At 71.2% G+C, this 21,847-nt stretch carries 16 protein-coding genes; 9 read left to right on the forward strand and 7 right to left on the reverse strand.

Features of this window, described 5'->3' with window-relative positions; all coding sequences use genetic code 11:
- The first annotated feature begins 93 nt into the window (after positions 1 to 93).
- Positions 94 to 735: a superoxide dismutase gene (locus tag L3078_RS15885; protein WP_239754307.1), complete on the forward strand. Its 642-nt coding sequence runs from the start codon at positions 94 to 96 to the stop codon at positions 733 to 735.
- A gap of 224 nt (positions 736 to 959) precedes the next feature.
- Entirely contained in the window at positions 960 to 1,178 is a 219-nt protein-coding gene (locus tag L3078_RS15890) for an SH3 domain-containing protein (RefSeq protein ID WP_239754308.1), read from the forward strand.
- A gap of 196 nt (positions 1,179 to 1,374) precedes the next feature.
- On the opposite strand, the gene L3078_RS15895 is transcribed toward L3078_RS15890, so the two are convergent.
- Positions 1,375 to 2,028 (reverse strand): mycothiol-dependent nitroreductase Rv2466c family protein, encoded by a 654-nt coding sequence (locus tag L3078_RS15895; RefSeq protein WP_239754309.1) that lies wholly within the window; start codon positions 2,026 to 2,028, stop codon positions 1,375 to 1,377.
- 156 nt (positions 2,029 to 2,184) lie between these two features.
- Between L3078_RS15895 and pepN (L3078_RS15900) the strand changes: the two genes are divergently transcribed.
- Complete coding sequence (gene pepN, locus L3078_RS15900) at positions 2,185 to 4,779, forward strand: aminopeptidase N (RefSeq protein ID WP_239754310.1); 2,595 nt, start codon at positions 2,185 to 2,187, stop codon at positions 4,777 to 4,779.
- Between the two features lie 283 nt (positions 4,780 to 5,062).
- On the forward strand, positions 5,063 to 6,139 hold the full coding sequence (locus L3078_RS15905) for a hypothetical protein (protein WP_239754312.1): 1,077 nt from the start codon (positions 5,063 to 5,065) through the stop codon (positions 6,137 to 6,139).
- An 88-nt stretch (positions 6,140 to 6,227) separates the two neighbouring features.
- Here the strand turns inward: L3078_RS15905 and L3078_RS15910 are convergent, their stop codons facing one another.
- The 3 genes from L3078_RS15910 to L3078_RS15920 all read right to left on the reverse strand — a co-directional run bounded on the left by L3078_RS15910 (position 6,228) and on the right by L3078_RS15920 (position 10,111).
- Entirely contained in the window at positions 6,228 to 7,424 is a 1,197-nt protein-coding gene (locus tag L3078_RS15910) for a serine hydrolase domain-containing protein (RefSeq protein ID WP_239754313.1), read from the reverse strand.
- 113 nt (positions 7,425 to 7,537) lie between these two features.
- Positions 7,538 to 9,319, reverse strand: a complete 1,782-nt coding sequence (locus L3078_RS15915; protein WP_239754314.1) for a TIGR03767 family metallophosphoesterase — start codon at positions 9,317 to 9,319, stop codon at positions 7,538 to 7,540.
- Positions 9,320 to 9,646: 327 nt separating this feature from the next.
- Positions 9,647 to 10,111, reverse strand: coding sequence for an NUDIX hydrolase (locus L3078_RS15920; protein WP_239754315.1), 465 nt, complete (start codon positions 10,109 to 10,111; stop codon positions 9,647 to 9,649).
- A 224-nt stretch (positions 10,112 to 10,335) separates the two neighbouring features.
- Between L3078_RS15920 and L3078_RS15925 the strand changes: the two genes are divergently transcribed.
- The gene (locus L3078_RS15925; protein ID WP_239754316.1) at positions 10,336 to 13,650 is read left to right on the forward strand and encodes a S8 family serine peptidase; all 3,315 of its coding nucleotides are present in this window, start codon (positions 10,336 to 10,338) and stop codon (positions 13,648 to 13,650) included.
- Between the two features lie 134 nt (positions 13,651 to 13,784).
- Here L3078_RS15925 and L3078_RS15930 read toward each other — a convergent pair whose 3' ends face one another.
- A complete protein-coding gene (locus L3078_RS15930) occupies positions 13,785 to 14,753 on the reverse strand; it encodes a hypothetical protein (RefSeq protein WP_239754317.1) in 969 nt (322 codons plus the stop codon).
- A gap of 1 nt (position 14,754) precedes the next feature.
- On the reverse strand, positions 14,755 to 15,285 hold the full coding sequence (locus L3078_RS15935) for an RNA polymerase sigma factor (protein ID WP_392311432.1): 531 nt from the start codon (positions 15,283 to 15,285) through the stop codon (positions 14,755 to 14,757).
- A 357-nt stretch (positions 15,286 to 15,642) separates the two neighbouring features.
- Between L3078_RS15935 and L3078_RS15940 the strand changes: the two genes are divergently transcribed.
- The gene (locus tag L3078_RS15940) at positions 15,643 to 16,662 is read left to right on the forward strand and encodes an aspartate-semialdehyde dehydrogenase (protein ID WP_239754319.1); all 1,020 of its coding nucleotides are present in this window, start codon (positions 15,643 to 15,645) and stop codon (positions 16,660 to 16,662) included.
- Positions 16,663 to 16,764: 102 nt separating this feature from the next.
- Here the strand turns inward: L3078_RS15940 and L3078_RS15945 are convergent, their stop codons facing one another.
- A complete protein-coding gene (locus tag L3078_RS15945) occupies positions 16,765 to 17,268 on the reverse strand; it encodes a DUF1203 domain-containing protein (protein WP_239754322.1) in 504 nt (167 codons plus the stop codon).
- A 114-nt stretch (positions 17,269 to 17,382) separates the two neighbouring features.
- Between L3078_RS15945 and pepN (L3078_RS15950) the strand changes: the two genes are divergently transcribed.
- The 3 genes from pepN (L3078_RS15950) to L3078_RS44575 all read left to right on the forward strand — a co-directional run bounded on the left by pepN (L3078_RS15950) (position 17,383) and on the right by L3078_RS44575 (position 21,842).
- The gene (gene pepN, locus L3078_RS15950) at positions 17,383 to 19,962 is read left to right on the forward strand and encodes an aminopeptidase N (RefSeq protein ID WP_239754324.1); all 2,580 of its coding nucleotides are present in this window, start codon (positions 17,383 to 17,385) and stop codon (positions 19,960 to 19,962) included.
- A gap of 258 nt (positions 19,963 to 20,220) precedes the next feature.
- Positions 20,221 to 20,775, forward strand: a complete 555-nt coding sequence (locus L3078_RS15955) for an RNA polymerase sigma factor (protein WP_239754325.1) — start codon at positions 20,221 to 20,223, stop codon at positions 20,773 to 20,775.
- Positions 20,772 to 21,842 carry a CU044_5270 family protein gene (locus L3078_RS44575; protein ID WP_275593147.1) on the forward strand — a complete coding sequence of 357 codons (1,071 nt, stop codon included), beginning with the start codon at positions 20,772 to 20,774 and terminating at the stop codon, positions 21,840 to 21,842. Before L3078_RS15955 ends, L3078_RS44575 begins: the two co-directional genes overlap by 4 nt.
- The last annotated feature ends 5 nt before the right edge of the window (positions 21,843 to 21,847 follow it).

Here is a 21,847-nt window from a genome sequence, read left to right on the forward strand (position 1 = left end):
GGCCCTTTCGCGTGCCCGGGCACGCCCTCACAGTCTCTTGCTGCTAGCGTGCACTTGCAAGTACTTTGCAATAAGAGGTCGGAGGGGACCCCCATGCCCGTCTACACGCTTCCCGAACTGCCGTACGACTACGCGGCGCTGGCGCCCGTGATCAGCCCCGAGATCATCGAGCTGCACCACGACAAGCACCACGCGGCGTACGTCAAGGGAGCCAACGACACGCTGGAGCAGCTGGCCGAGGCGCGGGACAAGGAGACCTGGGGGGCGATCAACGGCCTGGAGAAGAACCTGGCCTTCCACCTCTCCGGCCACATCCTGCACTCGATCTACTGGCAGAACATGACCGGTGACGGTGGCGGCGAGCCCCTGGAGAAGGACGGCGTCGGCGAGCTGGCGGACGCGATCGCCGAGTCCTTCGGCTCCTTCGCGGGCTTCAAGGCCCAGTTGACCAAGGCCGCCGCGACCACGCAGGGCTCGGGCTGGGGTGTCCTCGCCTACGAGCCGCTCAGCGGGCGGCTGGTCGTCGAGCAGGTCTACGACCACCAGGGCAACGTCGGCCAGGGCTCCACCCCGATCCTGGTCTTCGACGCCTGGGAGCACGCCTTCTACCTGCAGTACAAGAACCAGAAGGTCGACTTCATCGACGCCATGTGGGCCGTCGTCAACTGGCAGGACGTGGCCCGCCGTTACGCCGCCGCCAAATCGCGCGCGGATGTGCTGCTGCTGGCCCCCTGAGCCGGCGACCGGACGCCCTGCTCGTGATCGTCTTCTCAACCTTCACCGGGCAGGCGGAAAAAGGGAGAACCCCCGCGAGGACGTGACTCGCGGGGGTTCTCGCCGTCCGGGCCGGAAAAACGCCACGGCGGGACGCGTTCCGGTCTGACCGGTTCCCCGGCTTTCGCCCTATGCTCCCGGTTCCGGCCGGATTCCCGATCCGGCGCACCGGACCGGGAGGTCGTATGGACGTGAGTTACAAGCACTGCCCTCCGTGCGGCGGCGGCAAGCCCCTGCCCTTCCACAAGGCGGACAAGGCGGTGCGGCTGTACCTGGAGTCCCTGGGCAAGAACCCCGCCGGCTGGTGGCGCTGCGCCAACCACGGCGAGAAGGGCCGCTGTCTGTTCGTCCAGCCGTACGGCAAACAGAGCGAGGGCCTCACCCTCCCCGAGTCCTTCCGGTGACCAACCACCGGTCGCCCTCCGGTGACCAACCACCGGTCGCCCTTCCCGTGACCAACCACCGGGCGCCCTACGGCGAGTGAGCCGAAGGGGCGCGCCTGTGTCGAGACGGCGAACGCGCGCAGGCCCGACGAAGGAGGGCTGAGCACGATCGCCGTCTCGACACAGGCTTCTGCGCCCCGGAGGCGAACCGAGCCCTTTAAAGAAGGTTGCTGAAGTCGGGGCCCTGGGTGCGGGTGCGCTTGATCTCGTAGAAGCCGGGGACCGAGGCGACGAGGAGGGTGCCGTCCCAGAGCTTGGCGGCCTCCTCGCCCTTCGGGGCGGGGGTGACGACCGGGCCGAAGAAGGCGATCTGCTCGCCGTCGGCGCCGGGGACGGCGATGACGGGCGTGCCGACGTCCTGGCCGACCTTGTCGATGCCCTCCTTGTGGGAGGCGCGCAGCTGCGGCTCGTACGGGGTGGAGTCCCAGTGGTCCATGAGGGAGTCGGGCAGGCCGACGTCCTTCAGGGCCGCGGCGACCGTCTCCTTCTCCGGGCCCTCGCCCTGGTTGTGGATACGGGTGCCGAGCGCGGTGTAGAGGTCACCGAGGACCTCGGCGCCGTGCTCCTCCTGGGCGGCTATGACGACCCGCACCGGACCCCACGCCTTCTTCTCCAGCAGCTCGCGGTACTCCTCGGGCAGCTCGTCGAGCTTGGGCTCGTTCAGTACCGCGAGGCTCATCAGGTGCCAGCGGACCTCGATGTCCCGGACCTTCTCCACCTCCAGCACCCACCGCGAGGTCATCCAGGCCCAGGGGCACAGCGGGTCGAACCAGAAGTCGACAGGAGCCTTGCCGGAGGTCTGCTCGGTCATGGTTCTCCTCGGAAGAGATCGATAAGGCGAAGTCGTGCGGGCTCGGTCTACCGGGCGACAACCCGGCAACACCGGGGACCGCCCCGGCCATTCCCGCGTCGCATGGCAGGATCGGGATGTCCGCATACTGAACACCACCCCGAGGGAGTGCCGCCCGTGCCCGGTGAGAATCTGACCCGTGACGAGGCCCAGGAGCGGGCCGCGCTGTTGTCCGTCGACGGTTACGAGGTCTCCCTCGACCTGCGGTCCGCCGTCGGGGACCCCGGTGACCTGGCCGGCGAACCGCGCACCTTCCGTTCGGTGACGACGATCCGCTTCCGGTGCGCCGACCCGGGCGCCACGAGCTTCGCCGACCTGGTCGCGCCACGGGTGACGGCCGTCTCCCTCAACGGCAAGGACCTCGACCCGAGCGAGGTCTTCGACGGCTCCCGGATCACCCTCGACGACCTGGCCGCCGAGAACGAGCTGGTGGTCGACGCCCAGTGCGCCTACTCCCGCACCGGCGAGGGCATGCACCGCTTCGTCGACCCCGAGGACGGCGAGGTCTACCTCTACACCCAGTACGAGCCGGCCGACTCCCGCCGGGTCTTCGCGAACTTCGAGCAGCCGGACCTCAAGGCCCCGTACCGCTTCGAGGTGCGCGCCCCCGAGGGGTGGGTCGTGTGGAGCAACGGGGTCGGCGAACAGACGGACGGCGTGTGGCGCTTCGCGGAGACCAAGCCGATCTCGACGTACATCACGGCGATCGTCGCGGGCCCGTACCACTATGTGACGGACACCTACGAGCGGACCTTCGAGGACGGTACGCGGCTGGAGATCCCCCTCGGCGCGATGTGCCGCAAGGGTCTCGCGCCCTACTTCGACTCCGACGACGTCTTCCTGATCACCAAGCAGGGCCTGGACTTCTTCCACGACCACTTCGACTACCCGTACCCGTTCGGGAAGTACGACCAGGCGTTCGTGCCCGAGTACAACCTCGGCGCGATGGAGAACCCCGGACTGGTCACCTTCCGCGAGGAGTTCATCTTCCGGGGCAAGGTCACGCGGGCGTCGTACGAGCGGCGGGCCAATGTGATCCTGCACGAGATGGCGCACATGTGGTTCGGCGACCTGGTGACCATGGTGTGGTGGGACGACCTGTGGCTGAAGGAGTCCTTCGCGGACTTCATGGGTTCCTTCTCGATGGTCGAGGCCACCCGCTTCACCAACGGCTGGGTCACCTTCGCCAACAACCGCAAGTCCTGGGCGTACCGCGCCGACCAACTGCCCTCCACCCACCCGATCACGGCCGACATCCGTGACCTGGAGGACGCCAAGCTCAACTTCGACGGCATCACCTACGCCAAGGGCGCCTCCGTGCTGAAGCAGCTGGTGGCGTACGTGGGGCGCGAGGCGTTCCTGGAGGGCGCCCGGCGCTACTTCAAGCGGAACGCGTACGGCAACACGAAGCTGGGCGACCTGCTGTCGGTCCTGGAGGAGACCAGCGGGCGGGACATGGCGTCCTGGTCGCGGGCGTGGCTGCAGACGGCGGGCGTCAACTCCCTCACCCCGCAGGTGCTGCTCGACCCCGAGGGCCGGATCGACGAGCTGGCGGTGGTGCAGGAGGCCGCGGAGTCGCACCCCGAGCTGCGGCCGCACCGGGTGGCGATCGGCCTGTACCGGCGGGCGAACGGGGAGGACGGCTCGGGCCCGCTGGAGCGGTACGCGCGGGCCGAGGTGGACGTGGACGGGCCGCGTACGGTGGTCGCCGAGCTGGCGGGGGCCGAGGCGCCGGCGCTGGTGCTGGTCAACGACGACGACCTGACCTACTGCAAGATCCGGTTCGACGCGGCGTCGCTGGACACGCTGCGGGCCGGGCTCGGCGACATCACCGACCCGCTGGCGCGGGCGCTGTGCTGGTCGGCCCTGTGGAACCTGACACGGGACGCGCTGCTGCCGGCTCGGGACTTCGTCGACCTCGTGCTGCGGTTCGCGGGGCGGGAGTCCGACATCGGTGTGCTCCAGATGCTGCACGCCTGGGCGGGCTCGGCGCTCACCCACTACGCGGCGCCCGCATGGCGGGAGACCGGGGGCCGACTGCTCGCGGAGGGCGCGCTGCGGGAGCTGCGGGCGGCCGAGGCGGGCAGTCAGCACCAGCTGACGTGGGCCCGGTTCTTCGCCTCGGTGGCCTCGGGCGAGGCCGAACTGGCGGTGCTGCGGGGGCTGTTGGCCGGGACCGAGAAGGTCGACGGGCTGGAGGTCGACCAGGAGCTGCGGTGGGCGTTCCTGGAGCCGTTGGCGACGTACGGGGTCGCCGACGAGGGGGTCCTCGCGGCCGAGCTGGCGCGGGACGACACGGCCTCCGGGAAGCGGCACCAGGTGCGGTGCCTGGCGGCGCGGCCGTCCGCCGCGGTGAAGGCGCAGGCGTGGGCGTCGGTGGTGGAGTCGGACACGCTGTCCAACGCGTTGGTCGAGGCGACGATCACGGGGTTCTCGCGGCCGTCCCAGCGGGAGTTGGTGGCGCCGTACGCGGTGAAGTACTTCGACGTGATCGAGCGGGTGTGGGCCGAGCGGTCCATCCAGATCGGAATGGATGTGGTCCGGGGGCTGTTCCCGTCGCTCCAGGACTCGCAGGCGACGCTGGACGCGACGGACGCGTGGCTCGCCTCGCACGAGTCGGCGCCGCCGGCGCTGCGGCGGCTGGTGATCGAGGCGCGTGACGATCTGGCCCGGGCGTTGCGGGGGCAGGAGTGTGACGCGGCGGTGGGGTAACTGCCGCCGGGGCATTGGATGTTGCGCACCCGGCGACCGCCGCTGGGCGGGGCCGGGTGCGCGACGGTCCGCCTGCGCGCACGCGCCCCCGAGCCACTGGGCGCCTGACCCGGTTCAGGGTTACGAAATTCGGGTAATCAGAGCCGTAACCTTTTTCGGCCCCCGTCCGGACCAGCGGATATCGGCACTCGAACGCACGTACTTTAGTGCGGTCTTGTCCGGATTTGTCGACGGGCGTGTAACAGAGGTTCCTGGGCGGGCCCGACGCGGGAACCTCCCGGTCATGACGCACAACACCCCGCTCTCCCCCCGCCCCCTCCGTCGCCTCTCGGACGTCACGCGCCGGGTGCTGACGGCCGCGCAGCTGCGCGCGCAGGGTGTCACCGCCGCCGAGACGAACGAGCAGTGCCGGCCCGGTGGCTCCTGGCAGCAGATCCTGCCGGGTGTGTTCCTGCTGCACCCGGGCCCGCCGACCTCGGAGGAGCGCCTGCACGCGGTGCTCTCGTACGCGGCCCGCTCCCCGTTCCGCGAGACCTCCACCGGGGCCGCCGGCGTCACCGGCGTCCCCGCGCAGCCGAACGCCGACGAGCCCCGCCCGGCGGCGACGCCCCGCTACACGGACGCGGTGATCACCGGGCTCGCCGCCCTGACGCTGCACGGCTTCGCCTCCGCTCCCCCGCTGCCGTCCCTCGACACGATCGACGTCCTGGTCCCCCGGCTGCGCCGGCTGCGGACCGTGGGGTGCGCGCGGATCGTCCGCACGCCGGCGGTACCGACGCCGACGTATGTGACCGGGCTGCCCGTCGCCCCCGTACCGCGCGCCCTGGCGGACGCGGTCGGGGAGATCTCCGACGCGGCGACCGTGCGCAGGCTGCTGACGGAGGCGGTGCGCGGCGGGCACACCGAACCCGCCGCCGTCATCCGCGAGTTGACGGAGGCACGGCTGCTGAACCGTCCGCACGTGGCCGACGCGGTGGAGTCGCTGCTCGCGGAGGGGCGGGCCGTCGCGGAGGACCTCCTGTACCGGATGGTCCGCGAACACGCCCTCCCCGACCCGGTCTGGAACGTGGACCTCCGCCTTCCCGGCGGCCCGCACCTCGGCGGCCTCGACGCGTACTGGCCGGAGCAGGCCGTCGCGCTCGAACTGGACACCCGGGCCCCGCGCCAGGAGGACGACGCGCTGTGGTCCGAGTACGCCCGCAAGCGCGAGATGTTGGAGCGGCTCGGCATCACCGTCGTCCACGTCACCCCCCGCAAACTGCGTGACTCCCTGGAACAGCAGGCGGCCGTGGTCCGCACCGCGCTGATGGCGTCGTGCGACCGCGATCCGGCGGCGTACGTCGTGGTGCTTCCCCGGTGATCGGGTAACTCGTACCAACAGGAGGGGAGAGGAAGGGCCGCCGGTGCTTCGGCGGCCCTTCCTCATGTCATCCGGCCGGAGGCGGGGGCTACTTGGCGCAGAACTCCGCTTCCATGATGGGCAGGCTGTCGCCCGTCCAGTCGCTGTTGAAGTTGTAGGTGAGGGTGTGGCGGCCGTCGGTGGTGGTGGCGGTCTCGGAGAGGGAGCCGTGGATGCCGCCGCCGTGGCCCCAGAGCTGGACGCCGCAGGAGAGCTTGTAGGTGATGAGGCCGAGGCCGTAGCCGCCGCGTTCACCGTCGATCGGGACGACGGTCTTCATCTCGGCGAGCTGCTTCTTCGGCAGGAGCTTGCCGCGCAGGAGGGCCGAGACGAAGCGGTTGAGGTCACCGGGGCTGGAGATCATCTCGCCCGCCGCGCCCGCGATCGAGGGGTTGAGCTTCGTGACGTCGTACGTCCTGCCCTCGGAGGTCTCCGCCAGCTTGGAGTAGGCGCGGCTGTGCGGGCCCGGGAGCGTGGGGACCGTGCCGGGGACCTTCGTGTCGTGCAGGCCGAGGGGCTTGATGACGCGGGCGCGGATCTCGTCGCCGTACGGGTTGCCGGTGGCCTTCTCGATCACCATGCCGGCGAGCACGTAGTTGGTGTTGGAGTAGCTCCAGTCGGTGCCCGGGGCGAAGGTGGGCTCGTGCTTCATGGCGATGCCGACGAGTTGGCGCGGGGTCCAGGTGCGGTAGCGGTTCTTGAGGAAGCCCTCGGCGAGGAAGACGTCCTTCACGAACTGCTCGTCCGAGGTGTACTCGGCGATCCCGCTGGTGTGGTTGAGGAGTTGGCGCAGCGTCACCGTGCGGCCGTCGTAGCCCTTGCCCCGCACCACGCCCGGCAGCCACTTCTCCACCTTGTCGTCCAGGGAGAGCCTGCCCTCGGCCTCCAGCTGGAGCAGGACGGTGGAGACGAAGGTCTTGGTGATGCTGCCGACGCGGAAGTGGTCGTGGGCGGAGCGCGGCTTGCCCGACTTCAGGTCGCCGACGCCCGAGGTGGCCTTCCAGACGCCGTGCTCGTCCTTCGCCTGGACGGCGATGCCGACGACACCGTCCTTCACGTTGGCGTCCATGGCCTTCTGCGTCGCGCGGTGGTCACCCCTCGACGGCGCGGCGGAGCCGGTGGTGGCCGGTGCCGCCGCGATCGCCGGCGCGGCAAGGGCCAGCGCCGCGACGACGGCGGTGGCGGCCACCAGGCCCGTGCGTGCCATGCGTGCCGTGCGGACGGTGCGGGCCGTACGTGCTGACATGTGGTTCTCCCCCTTCGGCCGACATTCTCGGTGACTCCGAGAACGTCCGGTCGCGAAGGGGGACACGGCGGCGCGCGCTGGGGTTGAGCGGGCCACCGCCGGTTGAGCGGTTTTCAGCCCTTGCGGAGCACCAGCTCCGTGTTGCGGTCGCCGGGCGTGCCGGTGAGGGTGTCGCGACGGCCGGGGGCGTTGAAGGAGAGCTCGCGGTACAGGGCGGCGAGGCCGGTCTGCGAGAGGTCGGTGAAGTCGGTGGCGTGCGGGGCGGCCGATTCGATCAGGGTGGTGAACAGGGAGAGCGTGCCGTCCTTGTTGTCCACCAGCTCGATCACCCGGGCCAGTTGGGGGAAGTCGATGTGGGAGGCCGTGGAGATCTCCCAGAAGGAGCCGCCGCCCGAGGCCGTGTGCGGGGTGATGCGGTTGCGGTGACTGTGGCCGTTCACCCAGGCCAGGACGTTGCGGTGACGGCCGAGCAGGGCCAGCACCGCGTCGCCGTCGTGGCGGGCCTCGGTGGGGCGGGCGGGGTCCTTGCGCAGGTTCCGCATCGACTTGCTGGTGTGGTGGCTGAAGACGACGGCGTACGAGCCGTCCTTGGCCGCCTCCTTCAACGTCCGCTCCAGCCACTTGAGCTGGGCCGTGCCGAGCGAGCCCTCGTAGTGGCCGCCGGGGTCGGTGGAGTCGAGGCTGATACCGATGACGTCGTCGGCGATGCGGAAGGCGTAGTACTGGGTGCGCGCGTCGAGGTTGGCCTGCGAGTAGCCGTGGCCGACCGGGCCGGGGCCGGTGTGGGCCGGGTCCAGGTGGGCCCTGAGGTACTCCTGCGGGGTGAAGGGCGCCCGGTTCTCGTCCGGGGTGACCGAACGCATCTTCTTCGCCTGGGCCTTCATGATGGCCTTCCACTCGGCGCCCTTGGGGTCGCCGCCGCTCTTGACGTTGTCCCAGATGGCCTTGCCGACCTTCTCGTCCAGCGTCATCAGCTTCTTGCCGCCGACCGCGAAGTCCGCGAAGAAGGAGTCGCCGGGGGCGTAGCAGCCGCCGGGGAGGGAGTCGTGGTTGCCTACGGTGGAGTACCAGGGGACGTTCAGGCCGGGGCTGTTGACCTCGCGGATCGCGGCGGCCAGGAAGCCGTTCAGGCGGGGGAAGCCGAGCTGCTTGTCGGCGTCGCGCAGGGCCGCGTCCGGCTGCCAGTAGAGCTTGAGGCCGCTGCTCTGGACGCCCTCGTAGCGGCGCGGGTCACCGGAGTTGGGGGTGACCCGGCCGCCGCTCATCACCTTCAGGAACCAGTCCAGTTCGGTCCTGGAGTTGTTGTCGGTGTTGTCGCCGGTCGTCATCACGAAGTGCAGCGGCGAGCCGGTGACCGGGGCGCCGCGCAGCGCGTTCACCCGTTCGACGAGCGAGACCGCGCCGGCCACGGACAGCGCCTCCTGCGGACGCCACGCGCTGGCGGTCTGGGCGCGCAGGTACTCGTAGCGCAGCGGGTGCTGGACGTCCACCACGTGCAGGTCGGTGAACTGCACGAACGACGCCAGGGCCGTACGGCGCTTCTCGCGGCCGGACTTGGGGGTGGCAAGGTCGCCGCGGACGACCCGCGCCCAGGCCGGGCCGCTGCCGAGGCGGCGGTATCCGGAGGCGTTGCGGGGGGCCGCGACGGAGGCGAGGGTGGTGCCGCGGGTGTACGGGGCCAGGGGAGCCGCCGGGGCCTCTCTGTTGGAGAGGTTGGCCAAGGGGACCTCGGTGGCCGCGGCCCGGTCGGCGGTGGAGGCGGCGGCGTGGGCGTCGGTCTCCGGCCGCAGGGCGAAGCCGACGCCCGCGGCGAGGCCGACCGCGCCTGTGGCGGCGAGGAAGGCCCGGCGGTCAGGGTTGGTGGCGGCGGCAGCGACTGAGCGTATGCGCGACATGGCGCGGTCTCCCCGAGTGCGAACGCGTCGGAAGTGGTCCACGGGTCCGCTCCGCGGTGGGGCCGGAGTGGGGTTCCCGCTCTTCCTTGATGCTTGGCAGCCGGGGTGGCCTGGACGTTAACGACGTCGCAACGGGTGGCGCCGATCACCGTACGTCGATCTTCGGGGACGGTGCGCGTTCACTGGGGGTTCCCGAATGTGAGGGGGAGGGTAGGGAGGGGGTCACTCCTTGTTCATCTGGCGGGGTACAGCACCTATTCGCCGTGGGGCTTCGGGGATGAGCGGTCCGCGCGTGCGTCGTGGCTTGTCGCGCGGTTCCCCGCGCCCCTAATGGGGCGCCGGTGGGGTCAGGTGGCCGTTGGCCGGGCGTTCCCGCCACAGGCGCAGGGCCACGTCCACCAGGCCCACCCTCTCCAGGGTCGGGACCTCGTCCAGGGGGTGCCAGGCGGCCATGTCCGTGGAGCCGTTCGTCTCGTGGCGGAGGTCGCCGCCGGTGACGCGGGCCTCGTAGACGATGCGGAGCGCCTGGTGGTCGGCGACGGCGCCGAGGCGGAGGGGGTAGGCGCGTCGGTCGGTGTCGATGCCGAGGAGGGCGGTGGGCTCGACGGTGTAGCCGGTCTCCTCGGCGGCCTCGCGGACGACCGTGGCGTACGGGTCCTCGCCGTGGTCCATGCCGCCGCCGGGCAGGGTCCACTTCTTCTCGTTGCCGTCCCGGGAGACCCAGCGGGCCAGCAGCAGGTGGCCGTCGCGTACACAGACGGCGTAGGCCGCCACCCTCAACTCCTCGCGCATGCACAGACGTTAACCAAAATGTCCGCTCATGCGCGGTCATCGCACCCATGGCGGGTGGCGGGTTTACGCCATGACACAATTCCGCCTCGGTCAACTCTCCCCAAACATGTGTCACTTCGGTAAGGCTGAGCGACCATCCGGCACCGCATAACGGACCGGACCGATCCGAACCCGCCGCTCGGATCACACATGTTCGTTCTCACCTGAATTCCTTACCTACAGGGATGCTGATGACCCTCACCCCCCACCCCGGCTCTGGCCCGGGTGCGAGACGCGTGGCCCGCATAGCCGTGGCCGCGGGACTGGTCGCCGCGCTCTCCGCGGCCGGGCCGATACCCCTGGCCTTCTCGGCGGACGACCCGTCCGCCTCCGTCCCGTCGGACGGTGGCGTCAAGTCCGCGCACGACAAGCTCGGTTCGACCGACGCCGATCTGCTCGCCGAGGCCAAGGCCGACGGCGACAAGAACGTCACGATGATGATCGCCACCACGCCCGGCAAGACCGAACAGGTCGCCGAGCAGCTGGACGCGGTCAAGGGCGGCTCCGTAGGCCGCACCTACGACAAGCTCGGCTACGTCCGCGCCACGGTCCCGACCAAGAGCGCCGACTCGGCCATTTCGGCCGCCGCGAAGCTCTCCTCCGTCCAGGGCATCGACCTGCGCCAGGAGATCGTCCTCGACGACCCCTCGCCGGTCTCGGCCAAGGACGCGAAGTCGCAGGCCACGGCGGCGAAGACGTACCCGGCGCCGGGCAAGAACACCCCCGCCGAGAACCCGTACAACCCGTCCTTCGAGACGGGCGCCGTCGACTTCGTGAAGCAGAACCCGAAGGCGGACGGCCGGGGCATCACCATCGGCGTCCTGGACTCCGGCGTCGACCTCGCGCACCCCGCGCTGCAGAAGACCTCCACCGGCGAGCGCAAGATCGTCGACTGGGTGACGTCGACCGACCCGATCGTCGACGGCGACGGCAGCTGGCGCCCGATGACGAACTCGGTCGCCGGGCCCACCTTCACCTACGGCGGCCGGACCTGGACGGCGCCCGCGGGCTCGTACTCCGTCAACCTCTTCCGTGAGTCGATCACGGCGGCCGGTGACGCCGCCGGTGACGTGAACCGGGACGGCGACACCACCGACGCCTGGGGCGTGCTCTACGACGCGGCGGCCGGCACGGTCACCGTGGACGTGAACCAGAACTTCGACTTCACCGACGACAAGCCGATGAAGCCGTACAAGGACGGTTACCAGATCGGCTACTTCGGCACGGACGACCCGGCGACCGAGGTCGCCGAGCGCCAGCCGTTCGTCGTCGAGTACCGCAAGGACGTCCCGATGGACCCCTTCGGGGGCGACTGGGTCGGCAAGAAGGCCGACTTCGTCAACATCGGTCTGATCTCCAGCGAGCACGGCACCCACGTGGCCGGCATCACCGCCGCGAAGGGCCTGTTCGGCGGGAAGATGAACGGCGCCGCCCCCGGCGCGCAGATCGTCTCCTCCCGCGCCTGCGAGTTCGGCCCCGGCTGCACCAACGTGGCGCTCACCGAGGGCATGATCGACCTCGTCGTCAACCGTGGCGTCGACATCGTCAACATGTCCATCGGCGGCCTCCCGGCGCTGAACGACGGCAACAACGCGCGCGCCGAGCTCTACACGCGCCTCATCGACACCTACGGCGTCCAGCTGGTCATCTCGGCCGGCAACTCGGGCCCGGGTGCCAACACGATCGGCGACCCCGGCCTGGCCGACAAGGTGATCTCGGTCGGCGCGTCCATCTCCAAGGAGACCTGGGCCTCCAACTACGGCTCGCAGGTCGCCAAGGACTACCAGCTGTTCAACTTCTCCTCGCGCGGCCCGCGTGAGGACGGCGGCTTCACGCCGACCCTGGTGGCGCCGGGCGCCGCGGTGAACACCGCGCAGACCTGGCTGCCGGGCGTCATCGCCCCCGAGGCGGGCTACACGCTCCCGGCCGGCTACCAGATGCTCAACGGCACCTCGATGGCCTCCCCGCAGGCGGCCGGCGCCTCCGCGCTGCTGCTCAGCGCCGCGAAGCAGAAGGGCATCGACCTGACGCCCGCGAAGCTGCGCACCGCGCTGACCTCGACCGCCGACCACATCAGCGGTGTCCAGGCGTACGCCGAGGGCGCGGGCCTGATGAACATCGTCGACGCGTGGAAGTCCGTCAAGGCGGGCGCGACCGCGCACGAGTACTCGGTCAAGGCCCCCGTCGACACGGCGATCGACTTCGCGCTGAAGACGCCGGGCTTCGGCACCGGCATCTACGACCGTGAGGGCGGCCTGAAGGTCGGGCAGAAGAAGACGTACGAGGTGACGATCACCCGTACCTCCGGCGCCGACAAGGCGATCCGCCACGAGCTGCACCTGGAGAACAACCGGGACGACACGTTCCGGATCGTCGGCGACGACGTGGTCTCCCTGCCGCTGAACAAGCCGGTCACCGTGAAGATCGCCGCCAAGCCGGAGAACTCCGGTATCAGCAGCGCGATCCTGGAGGTCGACGACCCGAAGACGGTCGGCATCGACCGTCAGGTCCTCAACACGGTGGTCGTCTCCGCGCCGCTGAAGTACACCCACTCGGCGTCGGGCGTCGTCCAGCGCAACGCCTTCAAGTCGTACTTCATCACCGTCCCCGAGGGTGCCAAGAGCCTCGAGGTCGCGATCAGCGGGCTGAAGGGCAAGAGCCAGACCCGGTTCATCGCCAACCACCCGTACGGCGTCGCGGTCGAGAGCACCAGCTCCCTGACCTGCTACAGCAACTTCCAGGACGGCGGCGGCTGCAAGCCGGACGTGCGCTCGTACGCCAACCCGCAGCCCGGTGTCTGGGAGATCGAGGTCGAGTCGCGCCGGACGTCTCCGCTGCTCGACAACCCCTACAAGCTGAACTTCGCGGTCTACGGCGCGAGCTTCGACCCGGAGGTCGTCACCGTCCCCGAGGCCAAGGTCGGCACCCCGACCGCCGCCTCCTGGAAGGTGACCAACGGCCTCGCCCCCGTCGACGGCAAGCTGACGGGCGGCCCGCTGGGCTCGGCCAAGACCGGCCGGCCGACCATCGCGACCGGTGAGACCCAGACCACCACGGTCGAGGTGCCCGCGGGCGCCGAGTCCCTGGACGTCGCCATCGGCAGCACCGCGGACACGGGCGCGGACCTCGACCTGTACGTCTACGACGCCGCGGGCACGCAGATCGCGGACTCCGCGGACGGCGACTCCGAGGAGTCCGTCTCCATCCCGAAGCCGGCCGCCGGTACGTACACCATCGAGGTCGTCGGCTACGCGGTGCCCGCCGGGTCCACCGCGTACGACTACCGCGACGTGTTCTTCTCCTCCGCCCTCGGCGAGGTGAAGGTCGCGGACACCGCCGTCAAGCTCGGCACGGGCCAGTCGACCACCGTCTCCGGTGACGTCGTCGCGGCCGCCGAGGCCCCGGCCGGCCGGGAGTTCTTCGGCCAGGTGCAGCTGGTGAACTCGCGCGGTACCGCCGCGGGCACCGGCAGCGTGCGGATCGAGAAGGTCACGCCGTAGTGCGCCGGTAGTGCGTGAGCCCTACTCGGGCGAACGTACTCGAGGCGAACGGAGGGGCGGGTGTCCGGATGGACACCCGCCCCTTCGCCTTGCCGCCTCGGTTCAGCGGTTCAGCGGATGCGCGGTTCAGTGGTTCAGTCGCACGTGATCTTCTTCGACTCCGGCAGCGCCGCCTCGATCCAGGCCCGTTCCTGGGCGATCTCCGCCTCCTTCGTGGTCCAGATGTCCGGCTGCGCGCTGTCCCGGGGGATACCGAGGAGGACGTGGTCGCCCTTCTTCAGGCGGGGGTCGACGTTCTGGCTCATGGGGAAGACGATCTGCTCCTCCCCCTTGTCGGGCTTGATCCAGTGGTCCACCTCCACCGTGATCCGGTCCTGCTCGATCCCCGGCACGGCCTCGACCTCGGTGACGGTGCCCTCCACGATCGTGCGGGCGCAGGCGACGTACCCCTCCCGGCTGAGCGAGGCGGACCCGTCCCCGCCGCCGCTGTCCTCCAGTCTCCCGCCGTCCTTGCTCGCCGACTCGTCGGAGACACCCGCGTCGGCCGACGACTTCGAGCTGCTCGCCCCGCTGCCGGGCTGCAGCATCCCCCAGCCGATGCCGAGGACCACGGAGGCGGCGGCCGCGGCGGCGAGGGTGCCGGCGGTGATCCGCCGGACGCGCCGGGCACGGGACGGCCGCGACGGCAGGGGGATCACCGACGCGGTGGGGGCCGTCGCGGCCCCGGACACCTGCCCGGGGTCCGTCTCGGCACCGGCCGTGTCCCCCGGCCGCGCGGCCCCGTCTCGCCCCGGCGCGACCCCGTGCACGGTGTCCTCGCCCGACACCGCCAGCGCCTCGCCGATCAGCCCCAGCTGCTCCCTCAGCAGCGCGAGGTCGGCGACGGCCGCCTCGTGGGAGGCCACGAACTCGGCGTCCCGCCGGGCGTCCTCGGGCAGCGGCTCGTCCAGGAGTGCCGCCATCAGCGCGTCCATACCGCCGTAGGTGGCGCCGTCATAGGTGGTGGCCTCGTCACTTGGCTGGGGCCCGTCGTGCGGGGGCCCGTCGTGTGCGGGGAGCGCCTCGGGCTCGGTGTCGCGTCGGCTGTCGTCTCGGGCGGTCATGTCACACCACCTCGTCCTCGTGCAGGCGGGTGCGCAGGGCGCGGACCGCCGAGTGGAGCCTGCTCTTGACCGTGCCCTCGGGGATGCCGAGCTCGTCGGCGATCCCGCGTACCGGCAGGTCGACGTAGAAGCGCAGGACGAGAACCTGGCGCAGGGCGTCGGGCAGCTCGTCCAGGCCTCGGGCGACGGCGAGCGAGAGCACGCTGGAGTCCTCGCCCGAGGGGTGCTCGTGCTGGCGCAGCGAGGCCAGCCGCTCCCCCAGACGCTCCTGGCGGCGCTTGGCGCGGTGCCAGTCCATCGCCAGGTTGGAGGCGACCACCGCCGCCCACGCGGACACGTCCCGCGGTGCCTCCCGGCCGCTCGCGGCCCGCTCCAGCAGCCGCAGCCGTACCTGCTGTACCCCGTCCAGCAGGTCCGACTGCGGCACACCGCCGAGCGCGAGCACGGCCCGCACCCGCCGCTCCTGGGCCGCGTCCAGTGGGTCGTCCGGCTCCTGGACCCCCTCGACGTGGCGCGCCTTTCTGCGCAGCACAGCCACCCCTCCCCTCCCGCGTTTCCCCTACGACGCCGCCGCGGGCCGAAACGTTCGGCGGGTTCGGCACGACTTTCCCGGTGTGGCGCAGAGGCGTACGTCACACATTCGCGTGCGCCCGGTCGGCGTGGGCAGGGTCGAGGCAGCACAGCTTGCGGCACGGAGCCGCCGTAGGGCGAATTTCTCCAGCTCAGCGGGGGTGCCGAGCAAAGAAGCGCCTCGCGCGGCGGGGGTGGCCCCGTCCCGCCCTTCGAGCGTTCCGGTCAAAGGATTGGACAGGCGGACCCGGGCTGACCGCATGATGGAAAGGCCTCGGCCATGCCGCAGACACACACAAGCCACGTCAAAGGAGTCGCCGTGAGGGTCGGAATCGTCGGAGCCACCGGACAGGTCGGCACGGTCATGCGCAAGATCCTCAAGGACCGCGACTTCCCGACGCGCGAGCTGCGCCTGTTCGCGTCCGCCCGCTCGGCCGGTTCGGTCATCGACGGTGTGACGGTCGAGGACGCGGCGACCGCCGACTACTCCGGCCTCGACATCGTCCTGTTCTCCGCGGGCGGCGCGACCTCGAAGGCGCTGGCCGAGAAGGTGGCGTCGCAGGGCGCGGTCGTGATCGACAACTCCTCCGCGTGGCGCCGCGACCCCGAGGTGCCCCTCGTGGTGTCCGAGGTGAACCCGCACGCGATCGCCGACCGCCCCAAGGGCATCATCGCCAACCCGAACTGCACGACGATGGCCGCGATGCCGGTGCTGCGTCCGCTGCACGAGGAGGCGGGCCTCGAAGCGCTGGTCGTCGCCACCTACCAGGCGGTCTCCGGTTCCGGTCTCGCGGGCGTCGCGGAGCTGCACGGCCAGGTCCAGAAGGTCGTGGCCGACGCGGACAAGCTGACGCACGACGGCTCGGCGGTCGACTTCCCCGAGCCCGGCGTCTACAAGCGGCCCATCGCCTTCAACGTGATCCCGCTCGCGGGTTCGATCGTCGACGACGGTCTGCACGAGACGGACGAGGAGCAGAAGCTCCGCCACGAGTCCCGCAAGATCCTGGAGATCCCCGGCCTCAAGGTCTCCGGCACCTGCGTCCGGGTCCCGGTCTTCTCCGGGCACTCACTCCAGGTCAACGCCCGCTTCGCCCGCCCGATCAGCGTGGAGCGCGCGACGGAGCTGCTGGCCGGCGCGCCGGGCGTCGCCCTCTCCGACATCCCGACCCCCCTCCAGGCCGCCGGCCAGGACCCCTCCTTCGTCGGCCGCATCCGCGCCGACGAGACCGTGGACAACGGCCTCGCCCTGTTCATCTCCAACGACAACCTCCGCAAGGGCGCCGCGCTGAACGCGGTCCAGATCGCGGAGCTGGTGGCGGCGGAGCTGAACGAGAAGTAGGCCGCCGTACGAGCGGACGGGGCGGTCACTCGCTGTGGGTGGCCGCCCCTTCGGCATGTCCCGGGGGCGGAGGATCCCGGGCGGGGGAAGGGCCCGGGACCGTCAGGGCCGCCGCACCTCGTACAGGAAGCAGCCGTACTCGACGGCCCGTACGTGCACGAGTGCGACCTCGGGGTCCGCGAAGGCCTCGGCGAAGGCGGCGTCGAGCCCCTCGGATCCCCGGGGCTCCCCGACCAGCCGTCCGCCGAGGATGCGCCCTTCGGCGGAGTAGCTACGCACCGTCCGGGGGGCGTTGTCGAACGGGTGACCGTCGTCGGCCGGGGGCCCCGGGCAGGCCTCGGCATGGACGAAGACCGGCCCCTGCTCGTCGTACGGACCCGGATCGGCTCCCGTCTCCGCCGCCCAGCGGCGCAGGGGCGCGTAGGACACCAGGACGATCCGCTCGCCCGGCGCACCGTGCCGCAGACAACAGCGCAGCGGCACGCCGCCCTCCTCGTCCGTGAACGGCTCGTGCGAGCGCCCCGAGTCATCGGCCGCGCGGAGTTCCGTCAGCGCCTGAGGGGTGAGAGGGCGCGCGGTGTACGTCGTCGCCGTGTGCGTCGTCATGTGCTCCAGGCTCGCGCGCCCGATGACCTGTTCACCGGCGGGAAGCGGACATCGCGCTCGCCGCCGGTCCCGTGGAAGGATGGCGCAACCCACACATACCGAGGAGATGACCGCGTGCCTGGCACAAACCTGACCCGCGACGAGGCTCAGCAGCGGGCGGCGCTGCTGAGCGTCGACTCGTACGAGATCGATCTCGACCTCTCCGGCGCGCAGGAGGGCGGCACCTACCGGTCCGTCACCACGGTGCGCTTCGACGTCGCGGAGAACGGCGCGACGTCCTTCATCGACCTGGTGGCCCCGACCGTCCACGAGGTGACCCTCAACGGCGACGCGCTGGACCCGGCGGAGGTCTTCACGGACTCCCGGATCGCGCTCCCCGGCCTGCTCCAGGGCCGCAACATCCTGCGGGTCGTGGCCGACTGCGCCTACACCAACACGGGTGAGGGTCTGCACCGGTTCGTCGACCCGGTCGACGAGCAGGCCTACCTCTACACGCAGTTCGAGGTCCCGGACGCGCGCCGCGTCTTCGCGTCGTTCGAGCAGCCGGACCTGAAGGCCACCTTCCAGTTCACCGTGAAGGCCCCGTCCGGCTGGACCGTCATCTCCAACTCGCCGACGCCGGAGCCCAAGGACGACGTCTGGGTCTTCGAGCCGACGCCCCGGATCTCGACGTACATCACGGCGCTCATCGTCGGCCCGTACCACTCCGTGCACAGCGTGTACGAGAAGGACGGCCAGAGCGTGCCGCTCGGCATCTACTGCCGGCCGTCGCTCGCCGAGTACCTGGACTCCGACGCGATCTTCGAGGTCACCCGGCAGGGCTTCGCCTGGTTCCAGGAGAAGTTCGACTACGCCTACCCGTTCGAGAAGTACGACCAGCTGTTCGTACCGGAGTTCAACGCGGGCGCGATGGAGAACGCGGGCGCGGTGACCATCCGCGACCAGTACGTCTTCCGCTCGAAGGTGACGGACGCCGCGTACGAGGTCCGCGCCGAGACCATCCTCCACGAGCTGGCCCACATGTGGTTCGGCGACCTGGTGACGATGGAGTGGTGGAACGACCTGTGGCTGAACGAGTCGTTCGCCACCTACACGTCGATCGCCTGCCAGGCGGACGCCCCCGGCTCGCGCTGGCCGCACTCCTGGACCACGTTCGCCAACTCCATGAAGACCTGGGCGTACCGGCAGGACCAACTTCCGTCGACGCACCCGATCATGGCCGAGATCAACGACCTGGACGACGTCCTCGTCAACTTCGACGGCATCACGTACGCGAAGGGCGCTTCCGTGCTGAAGCAGCTCGTCGCCTACGTCGGCCAGGACGAGTTCTTCCGGGGCGTGCAGGCGTACTTCAAGGCGCACGCGTACGGCAACACGCGCCTGTCCGATCTGCTGGGCGCCCTGGAGGACACCTCCGGCCGCGATCTGAAGGCCTGGTCGAAGGCGTGGCTGGAGACGGCCGGCATCAACGTCCTGCGCCCCGAGATCGAGACGGACGAGCACGGCGTCATCACCTCCTTCGCGATCCGCCAGGAGGCCCCGGCGCTGCCCACGGGCGCCAAGGGCGAGCCGACGCTGCGCCCGCACCGCATCGCGGTCGGCCTGTATGAGCTGGACGACGCGAGCGGCAAGCTGGTCCGGGACGACCGGATCGAGCTGGACGTCGACGGTGAACTGACCGCCGTGCCGCAGCTGGTGGGCAAGCGCCGCCCGGCCGTGGTCCTCCTCAACGACGACGACCTGTCGTACGCCAAGGTCCGCCTGGACGAGCAGTCGCTGGCCCTGGTCACCGAGCACCTCGGGGACTTCGAGTCCTCCCTGCCGCGCGCCCTGTGCTGGGCCTCGGCCTGGGACATGACCCGCGACGCCGAGCTCGCGACCCGCGACTACCTGTCCCTGGTGCTCTCCGGCATCGGCAAGGAGTCCGACATCGGTGTCGTGCAGTCCCTGCACCGCCAGGTGAAGCTCGCGATCGAGCTGTACGCCGACCCGACGGCCCGCGAGGCGCTGCTGACCCGCTGGACGGACGCCACGCTCGCGCACCTGCGCGCGGCCGAGGCCGCCTCCGACCACCAGCTGGCGTGGGCCCGCGCGTTCGCCGCGACCGCCCGCACGCCCGAGCAGCTGGACCTGCTGGAGGCCCTGCTGGAGGGGACGCAGACGATCGAGGGGCTGGCCGTCGACACCGAGCTGCGCTGGTCCTTCGTGCAGCGGCTCGCGGCGGTGGGCCGCTACGACGAGGCGGAGATCGCCGGCGAGTACGAGCGCGACAGGACGGCCGCCGGTGAGCGTCACGCGGCCACCGCCCGTGCGTCCCGGCCGACGCCGGAGGCCAAGGCCGAGGCCTGGTCCCAGGTCGTCGAGTCGGACAAGCTGCCCAACGCGGTCCAGGAAGCGGTCATCGGCGGCTTCGTCCAGACCGACCAGCGCGACCTCCTCGCCCCGTACACCGACAAGTACTTCGAGGTCGTCAAGTCCATCTGGGACTCCCGCTCCCACGAGATCGCCCAGCAGATCGCGGTCGGTCTCTACCCGACCGTCCAGGTCTCGGCTGAGACCCTGCACAAGACCGACACCTGGCTGGCCTCCGCCGAGCCCAACGCGGCCCTGCGCCGCCTGGTCTCGGAGTCCCGCTCGGGAGTGGAGCGCGCCCTGAAGGCCCAGGAGGCCGACGCGGCGGCCACGGAGCAGTAGGGCGCAGGGAACAGACGCGGTACCGACGGGGCGCCCGGTGACTTCACCGGGCGCCCCGCGGCGTGTGCAGGCGGCGTGCGCCGTCCCGTGTGCCGTCGCGTAGGCCGACCCGCGTGCCGCCGCGCGCCCGAGTGCCACCGCGTACGCCCGGCCCGTACGCCGCGTAGGCCGATCCGATCGCGGCCCGCGAACGCTGTCGGCGGCTCGTGCCAAGTACGGGGTGAGGCCGCCGACCGGCGGTCCGGAGACGGAGGTCCCATGACCACGGGCCTGGACGACGAAGAGCTGCTGGACCGCGCGGCACGCCACCCGGCGGCCTTCGAGCCACTGGTCGAACGCCACTCGCGGGCCCTGCACGGCTACTTCGCGCGCCGCGCCCCCACGGCCGCCGACGACCTGCTCGCCGAGCTGTGGCTGCAGGCGTACGCCACGCGCCGCGGTTTCGACCGCGACCGGGGGTCCGTACGGGCCTGGCTGTTCGGCGTGGCCAGGAACGTGCTGTCCGCGCACTGGCGGCGGCTCGCCGCGACCCGCCCCGACCTCGCGCGCGGGGCCGGAGACGACGACCCCTGGGAGGCGGTGGACGACCGGCTCGTCGCGGCCGCCGTGGCGCCCAGGCTGCGCGAGCTCCTCACCCGGTTACCGCCGGACGAGCGGGAGTTGCTGCTCCTGGTCGCCTGGGAGCAGCTGACCCCGAGCGAGGCCGCCGCCGTGGTCGGGATCCCGGCCGCGACGGCCCGTACCCGTCTGCACCGCGCCCGCAACCGGATGCGCGCGGGCGCCCCCCTCGATCTGACCGGAGGACCGGCATGACCAGCAGCGCCGACGACATCGACGGTGTCGACCGTGCCGACACCGCCCACAGCTCCGAACGTGACGACCTTCTCGACTTCCCGGGTGCCGACGAGCTGGTGGCGGCCGGAGCCGTGGCGCCTCCCGCGCCGCAAAGGGTCACCGCCGTACGCGAGGTACTGGCTCTGCTGGCGGAGCGTGAGGCCGAGCGGACACACGCCTCGGCGCACGCCCTCGTGGTGTTGGGGCCCTCGGCGCGCCGGGGCCGTCCGGAGGCGGCCCTCGCGCCGCCCGAGGACACCCTGGTCGTCATCGGGGGCGCTCGACGGCCGGGCGCGCCGCACCGACGGGTCTCGCGCCGGCGCAGGGTGCTGATCGCGGGGGCCGCGGTGGCGGCGTTCGCCGCCGGGGCGGTCGCCTATCCGGTGCTGGACCTGGGCGGGAAGCCGGCGTCCACGGCTTCTCCGGCGTCGCGGTTCCTGAAGGAGATGGCGGAGGTCTCGGAGGACGCGCGGGGAACGCGGGCGCCGTACTGGAGGGTCACCGCCGTGACCGTGACGGGAGGCAAGCCGAGGGAGGAGACCTGGTGGGCCGACCGCGAGGGCCGGACCTGGCGGGTGGACAAGAACGGCAAGGCGTACCAGTGGGAGAACCACGCCAGTTGGCGCGTGGGCGACCGGCGGCTGACCTGGCCCGACCTCGACGAGCTGCCCACCGATCCGGACGCGCTGACCGCCCACTTCCCCGAGGACGCGGAGGCGCGGTTCTTCCAGATCGTGAACCTGTTGGACGAGTCGCCCGCGAGTCCGGCGCTGCGGTCCGCTCTCTTCCAGGTCGTCGCGGAGCTTCCGGGGGTGGAACTGGAGCCCGGCGTCAAGGACAGCAGGGGGCGCTCGGGCACCGCGGTCACGATCCCCACGAAGGTGCTCTGGCACTCGGTCGACGGGGGCGAGCCGACCGTCGTCTGGCATACGGCCCGCAGCATCATCGACCCGTCGACCGGCTGGATCCTGGAGTCGAGCGGCACGGCGCTGGGAGAGAACCGCGTCACCGTGCTCACGGCGGGCCCGGCCGACCGCATCGGCTGAGCCCC

Origin of the sequence: Streptomyces deccanensis (assembly GCF_022385335.1) — a bacterium.
In the GTDB taxonomy this organism is placed as follows: Bacteria; Actinomycetota; Actinomycetes; order Streptomycetales; family Streptomycetaceae; genus Streptomyces; species Streptomyces deccanensis.